Below are 19,293 nucleotides of genomic sequence, written 5' to 3'. Positions count from 1 at the left end.
TTGTCCTCCCGCCCATTTTCCCCTATGAGCCTCCTCGCGCCCGACTGACACCCTTGGAGGCACGGGCGCGAAGACCGAACCGGCCGCGTTGAGCGGCCGTCTTTTTTGAAGCAAGGACACACATCATGACCGCCGCGAAGCAAATCCAGGCTTCGGCGCGCGCCCAGGTTGGCAAGGGGGCCGCCCGGGCAGTACGTCGTCAAGGCCTGACACCCGCCGTGATCTATGGCGGGGGCGCCGCTCCCGAAGCGATCGCGCTCAACGCCAACCAGACCCGCCTGCTGATCTACGCCGGCCACTTCCTGACCACGATCTTCGAGGTCGATGTCGAGGGCAAGAAGACGCGCGTCATTCCGCGCGACTACCAGCTCGACCCGGTCAAGGATTTCCCGATCCATGTCGACTTCCTGCGCCTCGCCGCCGGTCAGACCGTCAAGGTCCTGGTGCCGATCCATGTCGTCGGCCAGGCCGATTGCCCCGGCCTGAAGGCTGGCGGCGCCATGCAGCTCGTCGAGCACGCCGTCGAGATCGACGTTTCGCCCGAGAGCATCCCGGACGCCTTCGAGGTCTCGGTTGCCGGACTTGAGATCGGCGACTCGATCCACTCCGATGCGCTCAAGCTGCCGGAAGGCGCCTCGCTGACCTCGCGCGAGAACCTCACGCTGGTCACGATCGTGCCGCCGAACGTCGTCGAGGACGCGCCGGCCGCTGAGGCTGCGCCTGCGGCCGACGCCAAGAAGGCCTGATTGCCTCAAGTCTGATGGACGAATGGGAACGGCCGGGTATAACCCGGCCGTTCTTGTTTTTTGGCCCCAGCATGATGCCGAAAAGTGGAAACCGGTTTTCGGGAAACATCATGCTCCAATGAATGCCCGCCGGAGTGCCCCGCCATGCTGATCTTCGCCGGCCTCGGCAACCCCGGTGCGCGCTACGCCCATAACCGCCACAATATCGGCTTCATGGCGCTCGACACGATCGCCCGCGCCCATCGCGCCTCGCCCTGGCGCGCCCGCTTCCAGGCCGAGGCCTGCGAGGCGGTGATCGGCACGCAGAAGGTCATCCTGCTCAAGCCGCAGACCTATATGAACGAGTCGGGCCGCGCCGTCGGCGAAGCCATGCGCTTCTTCAAGCTGACTCCGGCCGATGTCGTCGCCTTCCATGACGAGCTCGACCTCCCCCCGGCCAAGCTGCGCGTCAAGCTCGGCGGCGGCAATGCCGGCCATAACGGCTTGCGCTCGATCACGGCCATGATCGGCAACGAGTATCGCCGCGTCCGCATGGGCATCGGCCATCCTGGCGACAAGGCGCTGGTCCATGGCTACGTGCTGAACGATTTCGGCAAGGCCGAGCAGCCCTGGGTCGAGGATCTCTGCACTGCCTGCGCCGACAACGCCGCGCTGCTGGCCGCAGGCGACGATGCCGGCTTCCAGAACAAGGTCCACCTGTTCATGGACGCGCGCGGCCACGCGGCCGTGAAGCGGCTCGGCGAGAAGGCCGCGGATTGACGCGAAGACACGGGAACACGATATTCGTGTTTTAGTGCGGCTTTGAGGAGCCGGAAATGAAGAACCTGACCATCACCTTACCCCAAGAAACGATCGCACGCGTGCGGGTCGCTGCTGCGCGCGAAGGCAAGAGCATGTCGAAGTTCATGGCTGAGATGGTCGAGAAGCGGCTCGGCCAAACTCTGACGCAGAGAGAGGCTCTTGCCGCTTTCCTGGCTGGCCCTGATTTGCCTGGCATTGCCGCCGAACGGCCTGCACGTGAGGACCTCTATGCCGAGCGCCTGCTTCGTCGACACGAACGTGATGCTGTATCTGAAGGACCCACGGGAGCCGCAGAAGCAGGCCATCGCGCGAAGCTGGATCGCCGCGCTAAGCGAGCGTGACCTCATCATCATCAGCCCGCAGGTGATGAACGAGTTCGCCTATAACGTTCTGCGCAAGTTTCCTGCGATCGCGACCGCCGAACTCACCCAGTTCCTGCTGGCGATGGAGCCCTGGTGCAAGGCGCCGCTGACAGCGGCAACCTGCCTTGAGGGATTGGCCATCCACGGCCGCTACCGCTACTCGTTCTTCGACTCAACGCTGATCGCCGCGGCCCTCGCCTATGGCTGCGACATCTTGCTGTCGGAGGATCTGGCAGACGGCCAAAAGATCGGTAACCTGACGATCATCAACCCCTTCGAGACGGCTTTGGAGGCCGTTCTCGCGTCCTGACGCGCCTCACATCGGCAGCTGTGCGCCCGGCTTGGCGATCGTCACCCGGCTCGCGGTCAGCTTGCCGTCGGCCTGCCGGCTGGCCGTCATCGCCACCTGCGCGCCCGGCTTCAACTCTGCCGCTTCGGCCGGCGCCGCCATGATGATGTTGGCCTCGGGCGTGATCGTCACCTTCTGCTCGCCGCCCGGATAGGCCAGGACGAGATTGGCGCCGTCGACGCGCGATACGGTGTCGGCAACCGTGGCGTTGGTCATCGTGCTGTCCGGCAGCACGCCCCAGGGCCGATGCCCCTCGCCGGTGCCGCGCATCGCTTCCGGGAAGATGAAGACCTGCACGGCCAGCAGCGTGCCGTCCGGCTGCGGCCTTGCACCGACGCCGATGAAGCTGCCCTTCTTGATGTCGGCGACGCTGGCCTTGACCACGGCGCCGACCGAATAGTTTGGCGCGAGACTGATCGAGACCTTCTCGTCATTGCCGTTCTTCACCGTCAGGGTCGAGCCATCGACCGCCTCGACCTCGCCGCGCACGCGCGTTCCCGGCGCCTGCGCCTGGGACATTCCACTCGCCAGGACGAGGCCGGCAGCAAACAGGCTGGAAACAAGAATGCGCATGGAAAACCTCCGTCAGGCCAGCGATAGGGCGGCGCAGCAAAGTCCTGCGCCTCCATCTCCGGCCTCGCCATGCACGTTCGCGTGAGCCCGCCCGGCCCCCCGCCATCTTGTCTTTTGCCGCCCGGCACCCAATAAGGCCCGGGAGCAATTCACAGCGATGATCTCGCGACCGCCCCTTTGTGGCGGCAACGCAATGGACCAGTCACCATGGGCTTCAAATGCGGTATCGTCGGCCTGCCGAATGTCGGCAAGTCGACCCTGTTCAACGCGCTGACGCAGACGGCGGCGGCGCAAGCCGCCAACTACCCGTTCTGCACCATCGAGCCGAATGTCGGCGACGTCGCCGTGCCCGACGACCGGCTGGAGTTGCTCGCAGCGATCGCCGGCTCGAAGGAGATCATCCCGACCAGGCTGACCTTCGTCGACATTGCCGGCCTGGTGCGCGGCGCCTCGAAGGGCGAGGGCCTCGGCAACCAGTTCCTCGCCAACATCCGCGAATGCGACGCCATCGCCCATGTCGTGCGCTGCTTCGAGGATGGCGACATCACCCATGTCGAGGGCAAGGTCGCGCCGATCAACGATATCGAGATCATCGAGACCGAGCTGATGCTCGCCGATCTCGAAAGCCTCGAGAAGCGCGTGCTGCCGCTGGAGAAGAAGGCCAAGTCCGGCGACAAGGAGGCCAAGGAGCTGGCCGACCTGATGAACCGTTGCCTCGTGCTGCTGCGCGAGGGCAAGCCGGCCCGCCTCGTCCAGGTCGCGGCTGACGAGCGCAAGGCCTTCGAGATGCTCGGCCTGCTCTCCTCCAAGCCCGTGCTCTATGTCTGCAATGTCGAGGAGGCCAGCGCCGACAAGGGCAATGCCTTCTCAGAGCAGGTCAAGGTCCGTGCCGCCGAAGAGAATGCCATCGCGGTCGTCGTCTCCGCCAAGATCGAGAGCGAGATCGCGGTGATGCCGGCCGACGAGCAGAAGGATTATCTCGACGCTGTCGGCCTGGAGGAACCAGGCCTCAACCGCGTCATCCGCGCCGGCTACTCCCTGCTCAAGCTCGTCACCTATTTCACGGTCGGCCCGAAGGAGGCGCGTGCCTGGACGATCGAGAAGGGCACCAAGGGCCCGGCCGCCGCCGGCGTCATCCATAGCGATTTCGAGAAGGGCTATATCCGCGCCGAGACCATCGCCTATCCCGACTACATCGCCAACAAGGGCGAGGCGGGCGCGCGCGAGGCCGGAAAATTCCGGCTCGAAGGCAAGGAATACATCGTCGCCGATGGCGACGTGCTGCACTTCCGCTTTGCCAACTGACGCATTTCCAAGCGCGCCACCTGCCGGTAGGGGTGGCGCGACGCGTCGATCCAACGGAGCCACGGACGAGCCATGCGCTATTTCGAGGATTTCCCCCTTGGCGAGGTCAAGACGACCCGCGAGATCACCCTCTCGCAGGACGCCATCATCGCCTATGCCTCGCGCTTCGATGCCCAGGATTTCCATACCGACCCCGAGGCCGCCAAGCAGAGCTTCGTCGGCACGCTGATCGCCTCCGGCTGGCATAGCTGCTCGATCCAGATGCGGCTGATCGCCGAGGATTTCCTGCTCGATTCAGCCGCCATGGGCGCGCCGGGCATCGAGGAGGTGAAGTGGCTACGCCCGGTCAGGCCGGGCGACACGCTGCGCACCCGCCGCACCGTGATCGAGACCAAGGAATCGCGCTCGCGCCCCGAGATGGGCCTGGTCCGTTTCCGCTTCGAGCTGCTCAACCAGGACAACCAGCCCGTGCTGGAGCAGGTCAACTGGATCATGTTCGTGCGCCGAGGCTTTCCCGCCACCATCCCGCCGGGCGACTGGCTCGCCCATTCGCCGCGTTATGAACGGCCGACAATACAAAGCCCGCTCGAAGCCCCGGCCGAGGCGACGGAGCCGGCGCGCTTCTTCGAAGACCTCGAGATCGGCCGCCGCTTCGAGCTCGGCAGCTTCGTCTTCACGCCTGAGGAAATCGTCGCCTTCGCCCGCTCCTTCGATCCGCAGCCCTTCCACATGGACGACGCCGCGGCGCGCCAGAGCTCCTTCGGCCAGCTCGCCGCCTCGGGCTGGCACACGGCCTCGGTCTGGATGGCGACCATGGTCTCGCATCGCAAGCGCCAGCTCGCGGCAACTTCAGGGCGCGCGCCACGGCTCGGCCCCTCCCCCGGCTTCAAGAACCTGCGCTGGGGCAAGCCGGTCTTCGCCGGCGACCGCATCACCTACAGCTCGACCGTGGTCGAGGCCCGGGCCAGCGCCTCGCGGCCGCAATGGGGCCTGTTCTTCCACCGCAATGCCGGCGTGAACCAGCATGGCGAAGAGGTCTTCAGCTTCGATGGCTGCGTCTTCGTCGAGCGCCGGCCGGGCTGATCGCCGCCTGCTGACGGCCCTCACCCGTCATGGTCGGGCTTGTCCCGACCATCCACGTCTTTGGCTGCGATGAGCGTTCAAGACGTGGGTGCTCGGCACAAGGCCGAGCATGACGGCGGAGGCTCGTCGAAACGGCGCCCAGCCCTCAGCCGACCTTGCCGTAGCCTGCGAACTTGGCCGAAACGCGCGCCATCTCGGCCTCGTCGAGGATGACGGGCTCGAGCCCCGAAGCCAGCAGGTCGAGATACTGCCCGGCGAGGTTCTCGACCTCGGAGACGATCGTATGCGCACCGGCGAGACTCCCGCCCAGCGCGATGACGCCGTGATTGGCGAGCAGCACCGCCTTGCGGCCCTCCAGAGCCCTCACGGCGTTCTCGGCCAGCTCGGGCGTGCCGAAGGTCGCGTACTCGGCGCAGCGCACGTCTGAGCCGCCGCAGAGCGCGATCATGTAGTGGAAGGCCGGGATGCCGCGCCGGGCGCTGGCAAGCGCCGTGGCCCGCGGCGAATGCGTGTGCACGATCGCCTGCGCATCCGGGCGCGCCTTGTAGATCTCGACATGGAACGGCCATTCGGACGAGGGCTTGCGGCTGCCGTTGACCACTGTGCCGTCGAGCTTGAGCCGGATCAGGTCCTCGGCCCTGGTCTGCGCATAGGGCAGGCCGGATGGCGTGATCAGCATGCCATCCTCGAAGCGTGCCGAGACATTGCCGGATTTCGACGGACAGAAGCCGGCCTTGTCGATCGCCTGCGCGACCGCGACGATCTCCTCGCGCAGCGCCTGCTCGCTCATGCCGCCGCTCCGCGCGCCAGATCGGGGAAAAGCCGTGCCAGTCCTTCGCTGCTGGCCGGCGCCACGCCGCGCTCGGTGATCAGCCCGGTGACGAGCCGTGCCGGCGTCACGTCGAAGGCCGGGTTGGCGGCACCGCTGCCAGGCGCCACGATGCGGAAGGTGCCGACCTCGCCATCCTCGCTCAGGCCGGCAAGATGCGTGACCTCGCGCGCCGAGCGCTCCTCGATCGGGATCTCGCGCAGGCCGTCGCTGAGGCTCCAGTCGATCGTCGGCGAGGGCAGCGCCACGTAGAACGGCACGCCGTTGTCATGCGCCGCCAGCGCCTTGAGATAGGTGCCGATCTTGTTGGCGACGTCGCCGGTCGCCGTGGTGCGGTCGGTGCCGACGATGACCATGTCGACCTCGCCGCGCTGCATCAGGTGGCCGCCGGCATTGTCGGAGATCACCGTATGCGGCACGCCATGGGAGCCGAGCTCATAGGCGGTCAGCGCCGCGCCCTGGTTGCGCGGCCGGGTCTCGTCGACCCAGACATGGATGGGGATGCCGGCATCATGCGCGAGGTAGATCGGCGCCAGCGCCGTGCCCCAGTCGACCGTCGCCAGCCAGCCGGCATTGCAATGGGTCAAGAGATTGATGCGCTCGCCCGGCTGCTTTCCAGCGGCGATCTCGCGGATGATTCCGAGTCCGTGCTCGCCGATCGCCCGGCACAGCGCGACATCCTCGTCGCAGAGCGCCGCCGCTTCCTCATAGGCCGCTGCCATGCGCTCTTCGGGAGCCAGCGGCGCCAGGCGGTCGCGCATCCGCGCCAGGGCCCAATGCAGGTTGACCGCAGTCGGCCGCGTCGCGCCGAGCAGGGCAAGCGCTGCCTCAAGCGCCCCATCGGAAGCATCCACCCGCATCGCCAGCGCCACGCCATAGGCGGCGGTGGCGCCGATCAGCGGCGCGCCGCGCACCACCATGGAGCGGATCGCCTCGGCCGCCTGCTCGGCGCTGCCTAGCGTCACCGTCTCGAAGCGGAAGGGCAGCTTGGTCTGGTCGATGACGGCGACGCGCCAGCCATCCTGCGCCAGCCAGATCGTGCGATAGGCCTGACCGTTGATCTTCATCCTGCCTCAGTGCCCGCTGAAAGCGACAAGAGTGCGAACCGGCACGCCGAGCCGGCGAACTTTATCGGCGCCGCCGAGATCCGGCAAGTCGACGATGAAGCAGGCGGCAACAACCTCGGCGCCGAGCGAGGAGAGCAGGTTCACTGCCGCCTCGGCCGTGCCGCCGGTGGCGACGAGGTCGTCGACCAGCAGCACGCGCTCGCCGCGCTTGACCGCATCCTTGTGAACCTCGATCTCGTCGGTGCCGTATTCGAGCTGATAGGTCACGCTGACCGTCTCATGCGGCAGCTTGCCCTTCTTGCGCACCGGCACGAAGCCGGCCGAAAGCTGGTGCGCCACCGCCCCGCCGAGGATGAAGCCGCGCGCCTCGATGCCGGCGATCTTGGCGATCTTCAGGCCGGCGAAGGGCTGCACCAGCTCGTCCACCGCCCGGCGGAAGGCGCGGGCATCGCCGAGCAGCGTGGTGATGTCGCGGAAGATGATGCCCGGCTTCGGATAATCCGGAATCGCGCGAATCGCGTTCTTCAGGTCGAGGGAGTGGCGATGGTCCATGCGGGGAAGCTCGCTGCGGCGACGCGCCTTCCTTAGCGCATGCAACCATGGAATGGGAACTGCGACGCTAGGGCACCCGCAGTTCTGGAAAAGCGGTGGTCAGGCGGAAAGCACCCGCCCCGCCACCGCATCGAGCTTCGCCATCAGCGCCGGATCGCGGAACTCCGCTGGGGTGATGATCGCGTTGTCGAGCGCATTGTGGGAACCGGCCGGGCAGAGCTCGCGCTCGGCTGGGAAATCCGCCGCCAGCCGCGCCACCAGCCGGCGCGCCTTCTCGGCATTCTCATGCAGTACCGCGACCACCGAGGCGACGTCGACCGAATGCTGCTCGGGGTGCCAGCAATCGAAATCCGTCACCATGGCGACGGTGGCGTAGGTGATCTCCGCCTCGCGGGCGAGCTTGGCCTCGGGCATCGCGGTCATGCCGATCAGGTCGTAGCCGAGGCTCTTATAGGTCAGCGACTCGGCATAGGTCGAGAATTGCGGGCCCTCCATCGTCACCAGCGTGCCGTTGCGCACGAAGGGCAGGTCCTCGGCCGTCGCCGCCTCGGCGATGCGCGCCTGCAGGGCGGGACCGACCGGATGCGCCAGCGAGACATGGGCGACGCAGCCCTTGCCAAAGAAGGAGCTGACCCGCTTGGCGGTGCGGTCGACGAACTGGTCGACCAGCACGAACAGGCCGGGATAGAGCTCGGACTTGTAGGAGCCGCAGGCCGAGAGCGAGACGAGGTCGGTAACCCCCGCCCGCTTCATCACGTCGATATTGGCACGGTAGTTGATTTCGGAGGGCGGCAGCACGTGGCCGCGGCCATGGCGGGCCAGGAAGACCACCTTGGTCTGGCCCATGCGCCCGATGCGCAGCGCATCCGAAGCTTCGCCCCAGGGACTGGCGATGCGCTCCTCGCGCAGCTCGGTCAGGCCGGGCAGATCGTAGATTCCCGACCCGCCGATGATTCCAAGCACGGCTTCGCTCATGATCGATTCCTTTCGCTTTGCCGGAACAGGAACAGGCTTCTGTGACGGAGCGACAAAGGCTTGAGCAGATCACTCCACCCTCGCCATCGTCAAAACGAAAAAGGCCCCGTCACCGGGGCCTTTTCCAAAATCATCGCGCGATCAGTGCGCCGGGGAGCCATCGGGCATCCGGGCCCAGACCTTCTTCTTGGTGTAGTAGAGCAGGCCCGCGAAGATCGCGAGGAAGATCATCACCTGGAAGCCGAGGCGCTTGCGCGCCTCAAGATGCGGCTCGGCCATCCAGACCAGGAAGGCCGAGACGTCTTCGGCGTATTGATGCACCGTCTCGGGCACCTGGGGCTTGCCGTCCGCGCCCTTCGGGTACTCGATCTGCCCGTCCTGCAGCGGCTGCGGCATCGCGATCAGGTGGCCCGGCATGTAGTTGTTGTAGTTCTGGCCCGGCAGCAGCGGCGGGAAGCCTTCCGGCGGCTTGGCGTAACCGGTCAGCACGGCCGTGATGTAGTCCGGCCCCTGCTCCTGGTACTGCGTGAAGATGTCGAAGATGAAGGTCGGGAAGCCGCGCTCATAGGTGCGCGCCTTGGCCAGCACCGAAAGGTCCGGCGGAAAGGCCCCGCCATTGGCGGCGCGCGCCGCCTGCTCGTTCGGGAACGGCGCCGGGAACGGATCGGCTGGCCGGCCCGGCCGCTGGAACATCTCGCCCTGGTCGTTCGGGCCGTCGGTGACCTGATAGGTCGCGGCCAGCGCCATGACCTGGCCGGGCGTGAACTCGGGGCCGCCCGGCTGCGCCAGGTTGCGCATGCGCACGGCGTTGCCGAGGTTCATCGCGTGGCAGTTGGCGCAGACTTCCTTGACGACCTTGAAGCCGCGCTGGAGCTGGGCCCGGTCGAAGGTGCCGAAGGGCCCGGAGAACGACCAGTGCTGCGCCGGCGGCTTCACGCCGCCTTCGGCGGCCTGGACCGAGACGGTCGCGGCGGCAAGCGCAAGGCCGGTGGCGAGGCCCGTCAGGGCGAGGCGAAACGTTGAGGTCTTCATGTCTCGTCTCAGCCCTTGACGTTGGGTTCGGCGGCGGCGGTCGCGAGTTGCACGCCCGACGCCCCCTTGAGGTTGGCCAGCACGGAATCCGCGATCGAGGTCGGCAACGGCCGCGGCTTCTCGAAGATGCCGACCAGCGCCAGCACGACGAAGAAGCCGAAATACAGCACCGTGAAGATCTGCGAGGCGGTGACGTAGCCGCCCTCCGCCGGCATGGCACCGAGATAGCCGAGCGCGATGCAGACCGCCAGGAAGGCCCAGAACAGCTGGCGGGCGATCGGACGGTAGCTCATCGACTTGACCTTGGAGGTGTCGATCCAGGGCAGGAAGGCCAGCACCACGATGGCCGCGCCCATGGCTAGCACGCCGCCGAGCTTGTCCGGGATGGCGCGCAGGATCGCGTAGAACGGCAGGAAGTACCATTCAGGCACGATGTGCGAGGGCGTCACCGCCGGGTTGGCCGGGATGTAGTTGTCGGCATGGCCCATGAAGTTCGGCTGGTAGAACACGAAATAGGCGAAGACGAAGGTGAACACGACCATCCCGAAGATGTCTTTGATGGTCGCGTAGGGCGTGAAGGGCACGGTGTCCTTCTGGACGTTCTTCACCTCGACGCCGGTCGGGTTGTTCTGGCCGACCACGTGCAGCGCCCAGATGTGCAGGATGACCACGCCGAAGATCATGAAGGGCAGCAGGTAGTGCAGCGAGAAGAAGCGGTTCAGCGTCGGGTTGTCGACCGAGTAGCCGCCCCACAGGAAGGTCACGATCGTCTCGCCGATCACCGGCAGCGCCGAGAACAGGTTGGTGATGACGGTCGCGCCCCAGAACGACATCTGGCCCCAGGGCAGCACGTAGCCCATGAAGGCGGTCGCCATCATTAGCAGGAAGATCACCACGCCGAGGATCCAGAGCAGCTCGCGCGGGGCCTTGTAGGAGCCGTAGTAGATGCCGCGGAAGATGTGGACGTAGACGGCGACGAAGAACATCGAGGCGCCGTTCGAGTGCAGGTAGCGCAGCAGCCAGCCGTAGTTCACGTCGCGCATGATGTGCTCGACCGAGGCGAAGGCGAGCAGCGAGTTCGGGGTGTAGTGCATCGTCAGGATGATGCCGGTGACGATCTGCGCCACCAGCATGAACATCAGGATGCCGCCGAACGTCCAGAGGTAGTTCAGGTTGCGCGGCACCGGATAGGACACCGCGGAATCATGCATCAGCCGCACGATCGGCAAGCGGGCGTCCAGCCAGCGTTCGATGCCGGTCTTCGGGACGTAGGAGCTATGACCACTCATGCCGGATGCCTCGAGCCTGTCTCAACTTTGCAGGAAATCACGGATAAGCGCATCGCTCAGCCGATCTTGATCTTGGTGTCCGCGGTGAACGCGTAAGGCGGCACGGGCAGGTTCAGCGGCGCCGGACCCTTGCGGATGCGGCCGGACGAATCGTAGTGCGAGCCATGGCAGGGGCAGAACCAGCCGTCGAAATCACCCTTCGGGTCGCCGGGCGCGTTGCCGAGCGGCACGCAGCCGAGATGGGTGCAGTTGCCGTAGACGATCAGGTACTGCTCGTGGCCGGGCTTGGTGCGCTGCAGGTCGGTCTGCGGGTCGCGCAAGGTCGAGATGTCGACGGCGAGCGCCTCGTCGATCTCCTTCTTGGTGCGGTGCCGCGCGAAGATCAGCTTGCCGCGCCAGAACAGCTTGATCGCCTGGCCTTCCGCGATCGGGGCGAGGTCGAGGTCCATCGGCGCGCCGGCCGCGAGGACCTGCGCATCGGGGGCGAGCTGGCTGATCAGCGGGATGACGACGGCGCCGATACCCACGGCTCCGGCGGCGCCGGTCGCCAGCATCAGGAAATCGCGGCGGGTGGTTCCGGTCGCTGTCGTATCGGTCGCGTGAGCCACGATCGAATTCCTCTGCATTTCGTCCAGCCTGGAAGGGCTGTAAATTATCGCCTGACGCCCCTCATAGGTGCGCCCCTTCGCAGCCGCAATGCGGCGGCGCGTCGCCGTCGCGCTCTTTGGCATGCAGTTTTGACGAAGTCTACTGTTCCCGCCCACGCGCGGGCGCATAGCGGCGACCTGACGCGGACAGGTCACAAGGACCTGGGCACCCGGCCCTCTGCCCACGGTGACAAGGACTTATGCCGGAACCTTTTCCTCGTCGGCCACGGCGAGGAAGCCGCCCGACTGGTGCGACCACAGCCGCGCATAGAGCCCGCCCCGCGCGACCAGCTCGGCATGCGTGCCGGTATCGACGATTCTGCCCTTGTCGAGCACGATCAGCCGGTCGAGCGCCGCGATGGTCGAGAGCCGGTGGGCGATCGCGATCACGGTCTTGCCCTGCATCAGCTGCGTGAGCTGCTCCTGGATCGTCGCCTCGACCTCCGAGTCGAGCGCCGAGGTCGCCTCGTCGAGGATCAGGATCGGCGCGTCCTTCAGCAGCACGCGCGCGATCGCGATGCGCTGGCGCTGGCCGCCGGAGAGCTTGACGCCGCGCTCGCCGACGCGCGAGTCGAAGCCCCTGCGCCCGTCCTGGTCGCTCAGGCCCGCGACGAAATCATCGGCCGAGGCCCGCCTGGCAGCCTCGACGATCTCGTCCTGCGTCGCGCCGATGCGGCCATAGGCGATGTTGTCGCCGATCGAGCGGTGCAGCAGCGAGTTGTCCTGCGTCACCATGCCGATCTGCGCCCGCAGCGAATCCTGGGTGACGCCGGCGATGTCCTGCCCGTCGATCAGGATGCGACCGCCCTCGAGCGGGTAGAGCCGCAGCAGCAGGTTGACCAAGGTCGACTTGCCGGCGCCGGACGGGCCGACCAGCCCGATCTTCTCGCCCGGCCTGATCTCGAGGTTCAGGTCCTCGAACAGCCCGGCCTTGCGGCCATAGTTGAAGCGGACACGGTCGAAGCTGATCGCGCCCTTGCCGACCGCGAGCGGCACCGCTTCGGGCGCGTCGGTCAGATCATGCGGCTTGGCGATCGTCTCCATGCTCTCCTGCACCGAGCCAATATTCTCGAACACGCCGCGCACGAGGTGGATCAGCCAGGTCGACATCTGCACGAGGCGCAGCGCCAGGCCAATCGAGGCCGCGACCGCGCCCGGCGTCATCTCGCCCAGGCCCCAGAGATGCAGGCAGAGCCAGGCCGTCACCACCACGAGCAGGCTGTTCATCGCCTGCAGGATGACGCTGACCCCGGTGATCAGCCGCGACAGGTGCAGGAAGGAGGCGTTCCAGCGCGTCAGCGAATCGCGCACGGCCGAGCGCTCGGCATCGGAGCGGGCGAACAGCTTCACGGTCAGGATGTTGGTGTAGGCGTCGACGATACGGCCCGTCGTGGTCGAGCGCCCCAGCGAATTCGCCTCCGAGCGCTTCTTGGCGCGGGGCACGAAATAGACCAGCAGCGCGACATAGGCCGCGAGCCAGCCGATGACCGGCATGGCCAGCCAGATCGAGGTCGAGCCGAAGAAGCCGATCGCCACGGAGGCGAAGATCAGCGCGTACCAGAGGTCGTCGATGACCTCGATCGTCGCGCCGCGGATCGACTGGCCCGCCTGGATGACGCGGGCCGAGAGCCGCCCGGCGAAGTCGTTCTGGAAATAGGAGAGCGCATGGCCGAGCGTGTAGACGTGGTTGCGCCAGCGGATCTGGTTGGTGATCTGCGGCACCACGACCTGGTCGACGATGGCGTGGTTGGCGAAATAGATCAGCGGCCTGACCACGACGAGCAGGAAGGCGGCGCCGAAGAGCAATGTGCCGTGGTCGCGCCAGATCGTCGCCGGCGACTGCGTGGCCAGAAGGTCGACGAACCAGCCGACCATCAGGTACATCGCCGCCTCGATGCCGCTGAAGCCGAGGCCGGTGAGCATGATCAGGGCCATCCAGCCCTTCACGCCCTTGATGTGGTGCCACATGAAAGGCCACACGCCCTTGGGCGGCGTCTGCGCCTCGTCGAAGGGCGCGAAGACGTCGATGCGGCTCTCAAGGAAGCGGAACAGGGCGGCGAACATGGCGTACCGCCCTCCTTGGACCGGCATGGCGTCGAAATCTTGGCGACATATGGTGCCTTCAGCCCATCGCGGCCAGAGCCTTGACGCATATGCGATCGTCACCGCATGACAGCAGCGCATGTTGCGCCTCGCCCTCTACCAGCCGGATATCCCGCAGAATGCCGGCACGATGATCCGCATGGCGGCCTGCCTCGGCCTCGCCATCGACATCGTCGAGCCCGCCGCCTTCGATGTCTCCGACCGCAACTTCCGCCGCTCCGGCATGGATTATCTCGAACGCGCCGCGGTCATGCGGCATGATTCGTTCGCGGCCTTCGACGCCTGGCGGCGCCAGAACGGCTGGCGGCTGATCCTGGCCGAGACGGATGGCGCGACCGCCCATACGGACTTCGCCTTCCAGCCCGGCGACATCGTCATGGTCGGGCGCGAATCGGCCGGCGTGCTGCCCGAAATCTATGCGGCGGCCGATGCCAGCGTGCATGTGCCAATGCGCCACGGCCTGCGCTCGTTGAATGTGGCGCTCGCGGCGGCCATCGTCCTCGGCGAGGCACTCAGGCAAGTGGATGGGTATCCGAAGGAACCGCGGGGAACCCCTCTCCTGTAAGGAGAGGGGTTCCCCGCGCCTTCATGGAGTTGAAGACAGCGCGGATGAAATCGATGCAGGACCAGCAGACCCCGATACCCCCCTCCAGCCTGGCGCTGGCCGAAGCGATGAAGCCGCGCGCCGCCGCCTGGTTCGAGAGCCTGCGCGATCGCATCTGCGCCGCCTTCGAGGCGCTGGAGGATGAGGCGACCGGCCCCTTCCCGCCGGAAGCCGCGACGCCCGGCCGCTTCGTCCGCACGCCCTGGCAGCGCCGGAACCATGACGGCGAGCCGGGCGGCGGCGGCGTGATGTCCTTGATGACCGGCCGCGTCTTCGAGAAGGTCGGCGTCCACTGCTCGACCGTCTACGGCACCTTCCAGCCCGAATTCGCCGGCCAGATCCCCGGCGCCGCCGAAGACCCGCGCTTCCATGCGACCGGCATCTCGCTGATCGCCCATCCCTGGAACCCGCACGCCCCGACCGTGCACATGAACACGCGCTTCGTCGTGACGACCAAGCCCTGGTTCGGCGGCGGCGCCGACCTCACGCCGGTGCTGGTTCGCCGACGCACGCAGGACGATGCGGATGCGCAGGCCTTCCACGAAGCGATGCGGGCGCCCTGCGAGGCCCATCCCGAGGTCGCCGACTACGGGCGCTTCAAGGACTGGTGCGACGAGTACTTCTTCCTGAAGCACCGCAACGAGCCGCGCGGCATCGGCGGCATCTTCTACGACTATGTCTGGACCGGCGATCCGGAGGCCGACCTCGCCTTCACCAGGGCGGTCGGCGAGGCCTTCCTCGGCATCTACCCGCAGATCATGCGCGCCAACCTGGCGACGCCCTGGAGCGAGCCCGACCGCCACGAGCAGCAGGTCCGGCGCGGCCGCTATGTCGAGTTCAACCTGCTCTACGACCGCGGCACGATCTTCGGCCTTAAGACCGGCGGCAACGTCGATTCGATCCTGTCCTCGATGCCGCCGACGGTGCGCTGGCCGTAAGCCTCGTCACCGGGGGAGCACCGCAATCGCCTTCTCGATGAAGCCGATCTGCTCCGCCTCGCCCGCCGGGCAGCCGGCCTCCACCCAGCCATGCCGGGCGCTCTCCAGCACGCGGCCGATATCCGGCCCGGCGGGGATGCCGCGCTTCATCACGTCGCGCCCGCTCGGCAGGAAAGCGGGCGTGCGCCCGAGCTCGGCAATCGCCTGCTGCGTAGACATGCCATCCGAGCCAGCCGCCAGCAGCACGAGGCCGCCGGCAACCGCATCCGCCCCCAGGCGATGGGCGAGATGGCGCAGCGCAGCGACGCCTGGAATCTCGCCTCGCCCCGAAAGCCCTTCCAGCGCGCCGGCGATGCGCTCGATCCGGTCGAACTCCTCGTTCGAGAGCCGCAGCCGCTCGCGCAGCCGCAGCGCGTCCTCTTTGGCTGCGACAGCCAGCGCCGCCAGCCGAAAGGCCGGATAGACCTGCTCCCCGCCCTTTCCGCCTGCGACAGCCGCAAAGCGCGAGAGATACGGCACGCCGCCGAGCACCGGCATGAGCAGCCCGCCGCCGGCCATCGCCTCGACCGCCTGCACCGCGCCGGGCGCGACCAGCAGCTTCAGCAACTCGGCCCGGACGCGCTCGCGCGATAAGCCGTCCAGCCCCGCTCGCCCGGCGATGCAGGCCTTGAGCCCCGCCTCGTCCAGACTCCCTGCGCCATAGCGGGCATGGAAGCGGAAGAAGCGCAGGATGCGCAGATAATCCTCGCGGATGCGCTCAGCGGCATCGCCGATGAAGCGGATGCGCCGCGCCACGAGATCGGCGAGCCCGCCGCAATAGTCGTGGACCCGGCCCTCGCTATCGAGGCCGAGCGCGTTGACGGTGAAGTCGCGCCGCAGCGCATCCTCCGAGAAGTCGCGTCCGAAGGCGACCGTGGCATGGCGCCCGTCGGTCTCGACATCGCGCCGGAGTGTGGTCACCTCGAAGCTCTCGCCATCGGCGGCGAGCGTCACCGTGCCGTGCTCGATTCCGGTCGGGATCGCCTTGAAGCCGGCCGCCTTAGCCCGCCGCATCGTCTCCGTGGGCAGCGCCGTCGTCGCGAGGTCGATGTCGCTCGCCGGCTCGCCGAGCAGCAGGTTGCGCACGGCTCCGCCGACGACGCGCGCCTCCTCGCCTGCGCCGTTCAATAACGCCAGCACCTGCGCGACGCCCGGCCGCGCCAGGAACTCGGCGAGCCGAGCCTGCCCGGCTGGCGTCACCTGCTCGGCCTCGGTCATTTGAAATGGCCCGGCACCAGTTGGCCGTTCTCCATATGCGGCGGGTCGTAGGCGCCCTGGTTTCGGGGCGCGATGAAACCGCTATAGGCGAAGACGGCGATGCCGAGCACGAGCCCGGCCACGGTCAGCCGAAACAGATGCCCGTCCCAATGCTCGACATCGAGCGGGTTGCGCCGGTTGACGATGAGATAGCCCGCGAAAAGACAGAAGGGCAGAACGAAAAGCAGCAGCTCTTCGATGACGGAACGCAGCATGGGCGCGCTATCCAATCCTATCGCACTCGACGCATCGTCTTCACGCAAGGCGGGAGCCGCCTCGCTCGACGATGCTTCAACTCAGCCGGCGAGCCGCTCGTAGAGATTGCGGATCATGCCGGCGGTTGCGCCCCAGATATAGCGATCGCCGAAGGGCATCGCATAGTAGGTACGGTAACGCCCCTTCCACTCCCGCCCCTCGCGCCGGTGATTGGCGGGGTCCATCAGGAAGGCGAGCGGCGTCTCGAAGGCGTCGTCGACCTCATGCGGGTTGAGCGTGAGGTCGAAGGGCGGCGCGATCAGCCCGACCACGGGCACGATCCGGTAGCCCGTGCCCGTCAGATAGGCATCGAGGAACCCGACCGTCCGGACATGCTCGCGGGCGAGGCCGATCTCCTCCTCCGTCTCGCGCAGGGCCGTGACCACCGGCGAGCCGTCGACCGCGTCGACCCGCCCGCCGGGAAAGGCGACCTGCGCCGAATGGCTGCGCAGGCCCGAGGCGCGCAGCGTCAGCAGCACGGTCGGCCCCTCCTCGCGCAGCACGATCGGGATCAGCACGGCGGCCTGCACCGCTGCACGCTCATCGGGCGGCGCGATCGGCTCGGGCTGGTGGTCATGGTCGCCGCGCGGGCGGCTGATCAGGTCGCCATAGTCGGGCGGCTCATGCCGCAAGCGGGCGAGAGCCAGGTCGGCGATCTCGCTCGCCATCAGATTGAGAGGCTGCATTGAGCGCTAGAGTCCTTCGATCTCGCTGGCCGGCACGGCCGGGTAGAACACTCCCGCCGCCGCCACGCCGAACATCTCCCGGCCCTCGACCTCGCGGACCTCGCCGAGCGCCAGCAGGTCGTAGGTCAACGCCCGGGTCACCCTGGCCCAGAGGTCGCGCCTGACATGGATATAGGGCTTCAGCCCGCCCTTCGCCGCCCGCTCGAACCGAATCGCATGGCCGTCACTGATGCTCACCACGTCGTCCACCTGGGTGCGGAAGGCAATGGAGCGCCGGTCGCCCTCGCCCTCCACCGCCATCTCGACCGCCTGGAACGGCGCATCCTCGACCTTGATCCCGACCTTCTCGACCGGGGTCACGAGAAAGTAATCGCCGTCGTCGCGGCGCAGGACCGACGAGAACAATTTCACCAAAGCCGGCCGCCCGATCGGCGTTCCCAGGTAGAACCAGGTGCCGTCGGCGGCGATGCGCATGTCGAGATCACCGCAAAATGGCGGGTTCCAGCGCTCGACCGGCGGCAATCCGCGCGTTTTTCCATCGCGCAGGGCGGTCAGCAGCCGGTCCATCGCCTCAGCCGGTTGATTCATCGAAACGCCCGTCTCCGCCGCCTGCGGCATATTGGTTGCATCTGAGCCTTTGCCTTGAACTCCACATAATCGTGAAGCCGAGTTCTGTGCACCGGAAGCCTACAGGCCTTGAGCCCGCCGGATCGCCCGTCCACACTCAGGGCAACCTAGTCCGCCCCGATGAGGGTGAAGGAGATCGACATGGTGGCGCAAGCCCGGACTGAAGCGGCCAATCCGCCGATCAACCTGGATACCGGCATTGTCGAGGCGGCCGAGGCCGCGCTCGGCGCCATCGGCGCGGCCCGCACCGAGATCGGCCAGGTCATCTTCGGCCAGCAGAAGGTGGTCGACCTCTCGCTGATCACGCTGCTCGCCGGCGGCCACGGCCTGCTCGTCGGCGTGCCCGGCCTCGCCAAGACCAAGCTGGTCGAGGCGATGGGCACCGTGCTCGGCCTGAGCGCGCGGCGCGTCCAGTTCACGCCCGACCTGATGCCCTCCGACATCCTCGGCTCCGAGGTGCTCGACGAGAGCGCCGACGGCAAGCGTCATTTCCGCTTCATCAAGGGCCCGGTCTTCGCGCAGCTGCTGATGGCCGACGAGATCAACCGTGCCAGCCCGCGCACCCAGTCGGCCCTGCTCCAGGCGATGCAGGAGCACCACGTCACCATCGGCGGCGAACGCTACGACCTGCCCGCCCCCTTCCATGTGCTCGCGACCCAGAACCCGATCGAGCAGGAAGGCACCTATCCGCTGCCCGAAGCCCAGCTCGACCGCTTCCTGCTCGAGATCGACGTCGGCTATCCCGACCGCGAGGCCGAGCGCCGCATCCTGCTGGAGACCACCGGCGCCTCCGAGCACGTCCCCGTCCAGGCCATGACCGCCGAGACCCTGCTGTCGACGCAGCGCCTCGTGCGCCGCCTGCCGGTCGGCGAGAACGTCGTCGACGCGATCCTGGACCTCGTCCGCTCCGCCCGCCCGGGCGATGGCGACCCGGCCGTCACCGACAAGCTCGCCTGGGGCCCCGGCCCGCGCGCCAGCCAGGCGCTGACACTCGCCGCCCGCGCCCGCGCCCTGGTCGAGGGCAGGCTCGCGCCGTCCGTTGACGACATCGCCGCGCTCGCCGCCCCGGTGCTGAAGCACCGCATCGCGCTCACCTTCGCCGCCCGCGCCGATGGCGAGACGGTCGAGGGCGTCATCGCCAAGCTCGTGGAACGGTTGGGTTAGGACCGATTTG

Annotated in this window: 22 protein-coding genes; 9 read left to right on the top strand and 13 right to left on the bottom strand. The window is 67.3% G+C overall.

Annotation, left to right across the window (positions count from 1 at the left end):
- The first annotated feature begins 125 nt into the window (after positions 1 to 125).
- The 4 genes from DWF00_RS16085 (at position 126) to DWF00_RS16070 (ending at position 2,219) form a co-directional block, all read left to right on the top strand.
- Positions 126 to 746 (top strand): 50S ribosomal protein L25/general stress protein Ctc, encoded by a 621-nt coding sequence (locus DWF00_RS16085; RefSeq protein WP_114829365.1) that lies wholly within the window; start codon positions 126 to 128, stop codon positions 744 to 746.
- Positions 747 to 890: 144 nt separating this feature from the next.
- Entirely contained in the window at positions 891 to 1,505 is a 615-nt protein-coding gene (gene pth, locus DWF00_RS16080) for an aminoacyl-tRNA hydrolase (RefSeq protein ID WP_114829366.1), read from the top strand.
- Positions 1,506 to 1,561: 56 nt separating this feature from the next.
- Positions 1,562 to 1,888, top strand: a complete 327-nt coding sequence (locus DWF00_RS16075; protein WP_114829367.1) for a ribbon-helix-helix protein, CopG family — start codon at positions 1,562 to 1,564, stop codon at positions 1,886 to 1,888.
- Positions 1,809 to 2,219, top strand: a complete 411-nt coding sequence (locus tag DWF00_RS16070) for a PIN domain-containing protein (RefSeq protein ID WP_181833309.1) — start codon at positions 1,809 to 1,811, stop codon at positions 2,217 to 2,219. Before DWF00_RS16075 ends, DWF00_RS16070 begins: the two co-directional genes overlap by 80 nt.
- Positions 2,220 to 2,225: 6 nt before the next feature.
- Here DWF00_RS16070 and DWF00_RS16065 read toward each other — a convergent pair whose 3' ends face one another.
- On the bottom strand, positions 2,226 to 2,831 hold the full coding sequence (locus tag DWF00_RS16065) for a DUF5666 domain-containing protein (RefSeq protein WP_147283695.1): 606 nt from the start codon (positions 2,829 to 2,831) through the stop codon (positions 2,226 to 2,228).
- A 207-nt stretch (positions 2,832 to 3,038) separates the two neighbouring features.
- Here DWF00_RS16065 and ychF point away from each other — a divergent pair, with 207 nt between their 5' ends.
- Together ychF and DWF00_RS16055 are read left to right on the top strand one after the other, a co-directional pair.
- Positions 3,039 to 4,136 (top strand): redox-regulated ATPase YchF, encoded by a 1,098-nt coding sequence (gene ychF / locus DWF00_RS16060; RefSeq protein WP_114829370.1) that lies wholly within the window; start codon positions 3,039 to 3,041, stop codon positions 4,134 to 4,136.
- A gap of 72 nt (positions 4,137 to 4,208) precedes the next feature.
- The gene (locus DWF00_RS16055; RefSeq protein ID WP_114829371.1) at positions 4,209 to 5,219 is read left to right on the top strand and encodes a MaoC family dehydratase; all 1,011 of its coding nucleotides are present in this window, start codon (positions 4,209 to 4,211) and stop codon (positions 5,217 to 5,219) included.
- Between the two features lie 145 nt (positions 5,220 to 5,364).
- On the opposite strand, the gene DWF00_RS16050 is transcribed toward DWF00_RS16055, so the two are convergent.
- The 8 genes from DWF00_RS16050 to DWF00_RS16015 all read right to left on the bottom strand — a co-directional run bounded on the left by DWF00_RS16050 (position 5,365) and on the right by DWF00_RS16015 (position 13,674).
- Complete coding sequence (locus tag DWF00_RS16050; protein ID WP_114829372.1) at positions 5,365 to 6,009, bottom strand: class II aldolase/adducin family protein; 645 nt, start codon at positions 6,007 to 6,009, stop codon at positions 5,365 to 5,367.
- Complete coding sequence (gene mtnA / locus DWF00_RS16045; protein WP_114829373.1) at positions 6,006 to 7,115, bottom strand: S-methyl-5-thioribose-1-phosphate isomerase; 1,110 nt, start codon at positions 7,113 to 7,115, stop codon at positions 6,006 to 6,008. The genes DWF00_RS16050 and mtnA overlap by 4 nt, the downstream gene beginning before the upstream one ends.
- 6 nt (positions 7,116 to 7,121) lie before the next feature.
- Positions 7,122 to 7,667, bottom strand: coding sequence for an adenine phosphoribosyltransferase (locus DWF00_RS16040; RefSeq protein ID WP_114829374.1), 546 nt, complete (start codon positions 7,665 to 7,667; stop codon positions 7,122 to 7,124).
- Between the two features lie 99 nt (positions 7,668 to 7,766).
- The gene (locus DWF00_RS16035; RefSeq protein ID WP_114829375.1) at positions 7,767 to 8,642 is read right to left on the bottom strand and encodes an S-methyl-5'-thioadenosine phosphorylase; all 876 of its coding nucleotides are present in this window, start codon (positions 8,640 to 8,642) and stop codon (positions 7,767 to 7,769) included.
- A 141-nt stretch (positions 8,643 to 8,783) separates the two neighbouring features.
- Positions 8,784 to 9,674 (bottom strand): cytochrome c1, encoded by an 891-nt coding sequence (locus DWF00_RS16030; RefSeq protein ID WP_114829376.1) that lies wholly within the window; start codon positions 9,672 to 9,674, stop codon positions 8,784 to 8,786.
- Between the two features lie 8 nt (positions 9,675 to 9,682).
- Positions 9,683 to 10,963 (bottom strand): cytochrome b, encoded by a 1,281-nt coding sequence (locus DWF00_RS16025; protein ID WP_114829377.1) that lies wholly within the window; start codon positions 10,961 to 10,963, stop codon positions 9,683 to 9,685.
- A 56-nt stretch (positions 10,964 to 11,019) separates the two neighbouring features.
- Positions 11,020 to 11,589: a ubiquinol-cytochrome c reductase iron-sulfur subunit gene (gene petA, locus DWF00_RS16020; RefSeq protein WP_114829378.1), complete on the bottom strand. Its 570-nt coding sequence runs from the start codon at positions 11,587 to 11,589 to the stop codon at positions 11,020 to 11,022.
- Between the two features lie 219 nt (positions 11,590 to 11,808).
- Positions 11,809 to 13,674 carry an ABC transporter ATP-binding protein gene (locus DWF00_RS16015; protein ID WP_114829379.1) on the bottom strand — a complete coding sequence of 622 codons (1,866 nt, stop codon included), beginning with the start codon at positions 13,672 to 13,674 and terminating at the stop codon, positions 11,809 to 11,811.
- 118 nt (positions 13,675 to 13,792) lie between these two features.
- On the opposite strand from DWF00_RS16015, the gene DWF00_RS16010 reads away from it, so the two are divergent.
- Both DWF00_RS16010 and hemF read left to right on the top strand, forming a co-directional pair.
- On the top strand, positions 13,793 to 14,278 hold the full coding sequence (locus tag DWF00_RS16010; RefSeq protein WP_114829380.1) for a tRNA (cytidine(34)-2'-O)-methyltransferase: 486 nt from the start codon (positions 13,793 to 13,795) through the stop codon (positions 14,276 to 14,278).
- Between the two features lie 107 nt (positions 14,279 to 14,385).
- The gene (gene hemF, locus DWF00_RS16005) at positions 14,386 to 15,255 is read left to right on the top strand and encodes an oxygen-dependent coproporphyrinogen oxidase (RefSeq protein WP_425453123.1); all 870 of its coding nucleotides are present in this window, start codon (positions 14,386 to 14,388) and stop codon (positions 15,253 to 15,255) included.
- A 6-nt stretch (positions 15,256 to 15,261) separates the two neighbouring features.
- Here hemF and DWF00_RS16000 read toward each other — a convergent pair whose 3' ends face one another.
- The 4 genes from DWF00_RS16000 to DWF00_RS15985 all read right to left on the bottom strand — a co-directional run bounded on the left by DWF00_RS16000 (position 15,262) and on the right by DWF00_RS15985 (position 18,080).
- Positions 15,262 to 16,512 (bottom strand): CCA tRNA nucleotidyltransferase, encoded by a 1,251-nt coding sequence (locus DWF00_RS16000; RefSeq protein ID WP_114829381.1) that lies wholly within the window; start codon positions 16,510 to 16,512, stop codon positions 15,262 to 15,264.
- Positions 16,509 to 16,766: a DUF6111 family protein gene (locus DWF00_RS15995; protein WP_114829382.1), complete on the bottom strand. Its 258-nt coding sequence runs from the start codon at positions 16,764 to 16,766 to the stop codon at positions 16,509 to 16,511. The genes DWF00_RS16000 and DWF00_RS15995 overlap by 4 nt, the downstream gene beginning before the upstream one ends.
- Positions 16,767 to 16,847: 81 nt before the next feature.
- Positions 16,848 to 17,492 carry a CoA pyrophosphatase gene (locus tag DWF00_RS15990; protein WP_114829383.1) on the bottom strand — a complete coding sequence of 215 codons (645 nt, stop codon included), beginning with the start codon at positions 17,490 to 17,492 and terminating at the stop codon, positions 16,848 to 16,850.
- A gap of 6 nt (positions 17,493 to 17,498) precedes the next feature.
- On the bottom strand, positions 17,499 to 18,080 hold the full coding sequence (locus tag DWF00_RS15985; protein ID WP_245973985.1) for a DUF1285 domain-containing protein: 582 nt from the start codon (positions 18,078 to 18,080) through the stop codon (positions 17,499 to 17,501).
- Positions 18,081 to 18,260: 180 nt separating this feature from the next.
- Here DWF00_RS15985 and DWF00_RS15980 point away from each other — a divergent pair, with 180 nt between their 5' ends.
- A complete protein-coding gene (locus DWF00_RS15980) occupies positions 18,261 to 19,283 on the top strand; it encodes an AAA family ATPase (RefSeq protein WP_114829583.1) in 1,023 nt (340 codons plus the stop codon).
- The last annotated feature ends 10 nt before the right edge of the window (positions 19,284 to 19,293 follow it).

This window comes from Allobosea caraganae, assembly GCF_003351345.1.
GTDB classification, from domain to species: Bacteria; Pseudomonadota; Alphaproteobacteria; order Rhizobiales; family Beijerinckiaceae; genus Allobosea; species Allobosea caraganae.
Note: the sequence above shows the minus strand (reverse complement) of the source record. Positions and strands in the feature narration are given on the sequence as shown.

What these genes read in the sequence shown, in the direction of transcription:
- DWF00_RS16085 (WP_114829365.1), top strand. Translation starts at nt 126, where the DNA reads ATGACCGCCGCGAAGCAAATCCAGGCTTCGGCGCGCGCCCAGGTTGGC.
- pth (WP_114829366.1), top strand. Translation starts at nt 891, where the DNA reads ATGCTGATCTTCGCCGGCCTCGGCAACCCCGGTGCGCGCTACGCCCAT.
- DWF00_RS16075 (WP_114829367.1), top strand. Translation starts at nt 1,562, where the DNA reads ATGAAGAACCTGACCATCACCTTACCCCAAGAAACGATCGCACGCGTG.
- DWF00_RS16070 (WP_181833309.1), top strand. Translation starts at nt 1,809, where the DNA reads ATGCTGTATCTGAAGGACCCACGGGAGCCGCAGAAGCAGGCCATCGCG.
- DWF00_RS16065 (WP_147283695.1), bottom strand. Translation starts at nt 2,831, where the DNA reads ATGCGCATTCTTGTTTCCAGCCTGTTTGCTGCCGGCCTCGTCCTGGCG.
- ychF (WP_114829370.1), top strand. Translation starts at nt 3,039, where the DNA reads ATGGGCTTCAAATGCGGTATCGTCGGCCTGCCGAATGTCGGCAAGTCG.
- DWF00_RS16055 (WP_114829371.1), top strand. Translation starts at nt 4,209, where the DNA reads ATGCGCTATTTCGAGGATTTCCCCCTTGGCGAGGTCAAGACGACCCGC.
- DWF00_RS16050 (WP_114829372.1), bottom strand. Translation starts at nt 6,009, where the DNA reads ATGAGCGAGCAGGCGCTGCGCGAGGAGATCGTCGCGGTCGCGCAGGCG.
- mtnA (WP_114829373.1), bottom strand. Translation starts at nt 7,115, where the DNA reads ATGAAGATCAACGGTCAGGCCTATCGCACGATCTGGCTGGCGCAGGAT.
- DWF00_RS16040 (WP_114829374.1), bottom strand. Translation starts at nt 7,667, where the DNA reads ATGGACCATCGCCACTCCCTCGACCTGAAGAACGCGATTCGCGCGATT.
- DWF00_RS16035 (WP_114829375.1), bottom strand. Translation starts at nt 8,642, where the DNA reads ATGAGCGAAGCCGTGCTTGGAATCATCGGCGGGTCGGGAATCTACGAT.
- DWF00_RS16030 (WP_114829376.1), bottom strand. Translation starts at nt 9,674, where the DNA reads ATGAAGACCTCAACGTTTCGCCTCGCCCTGACGGGCCTCGCCACCGGC.
- DWF00_RS16025 (WP_114829377.1), bottom strand. Translation starts at nt 10,963, where the DNA reads ATGAGTGGTCATAGCTCCTACGTCCCGAAGACCGGCATCGAACGCTGG.
- petA (WP_114829378.1), bottom strand. Translation starts at nt 11,589, where the DNA reads ATGCAGAGGAATTCGATCGTGGCTCACGCGACCGATACGACAGCGACC.
- DWF00_RS16015 (WP_114829379.1), bottom strand. Translation starts at nt 13,674, where the DNA reads ATGTTCGCCGCCCTGTTCCGCTTCCTTGAGAGCCGCATCGACGTCTTC.
- DWF00_RS16010 (WP_114829380.1), top strand. Translation starts at nt 13,793, where the DNA reads ATGTTGCGCCTCGCCCTCTACCAGCCGGATATCCCGCAGAATGCCGGC.
- hemF (WP_425453123.1), top strand. Translation starts at nt 14,386, where the DNA reads ATGAAGCCGCGCGCCGCCGCCTGGTTCGAGAGCCTGCGCGATCGCATC.
- DWF00_RS16000 (WP_114829381.1), bottom strand. Translation starts at nt 16,512, where the DNA reads ATGACCGAGGCCGAGCAGGTGACGCCAGCCGGGCAGGCTCGGCTCGCC.
- DWF00_RS15995 (WP_114829382.1), bottom strand. Translation starts at nt 16,766, where the DNA reads ATGCTGCGTTCCGTCATCGAAGAGCTGCTGCTTTTCGTTCTGCCCTTC.
- DWF00_RS15990 (WP_114829383.1), bottom strand. Translation starts at nt 17,492, where the DNA reads ATGCAGCCTCTCAATCTGATGGCGAGCGAGATCGCCGACCTGGCTCTC.
- DWF00_RS15985 (WP_245973985.1), bottom strand. Translation starts at nt 18,080, where the DNA reads ATGAATCAACCGGCTGAGGCGATGGACCGGCTGCTGACCGCCCTGCGC.
- DWF00_RS15980 (WP_114829583.1), top strand. Translation starts at nt 18,261, where the DNA reads ATGGTGGCGCAAGCCCGGACTGAAGCGGCCAATCCGCCGATCAACCTG.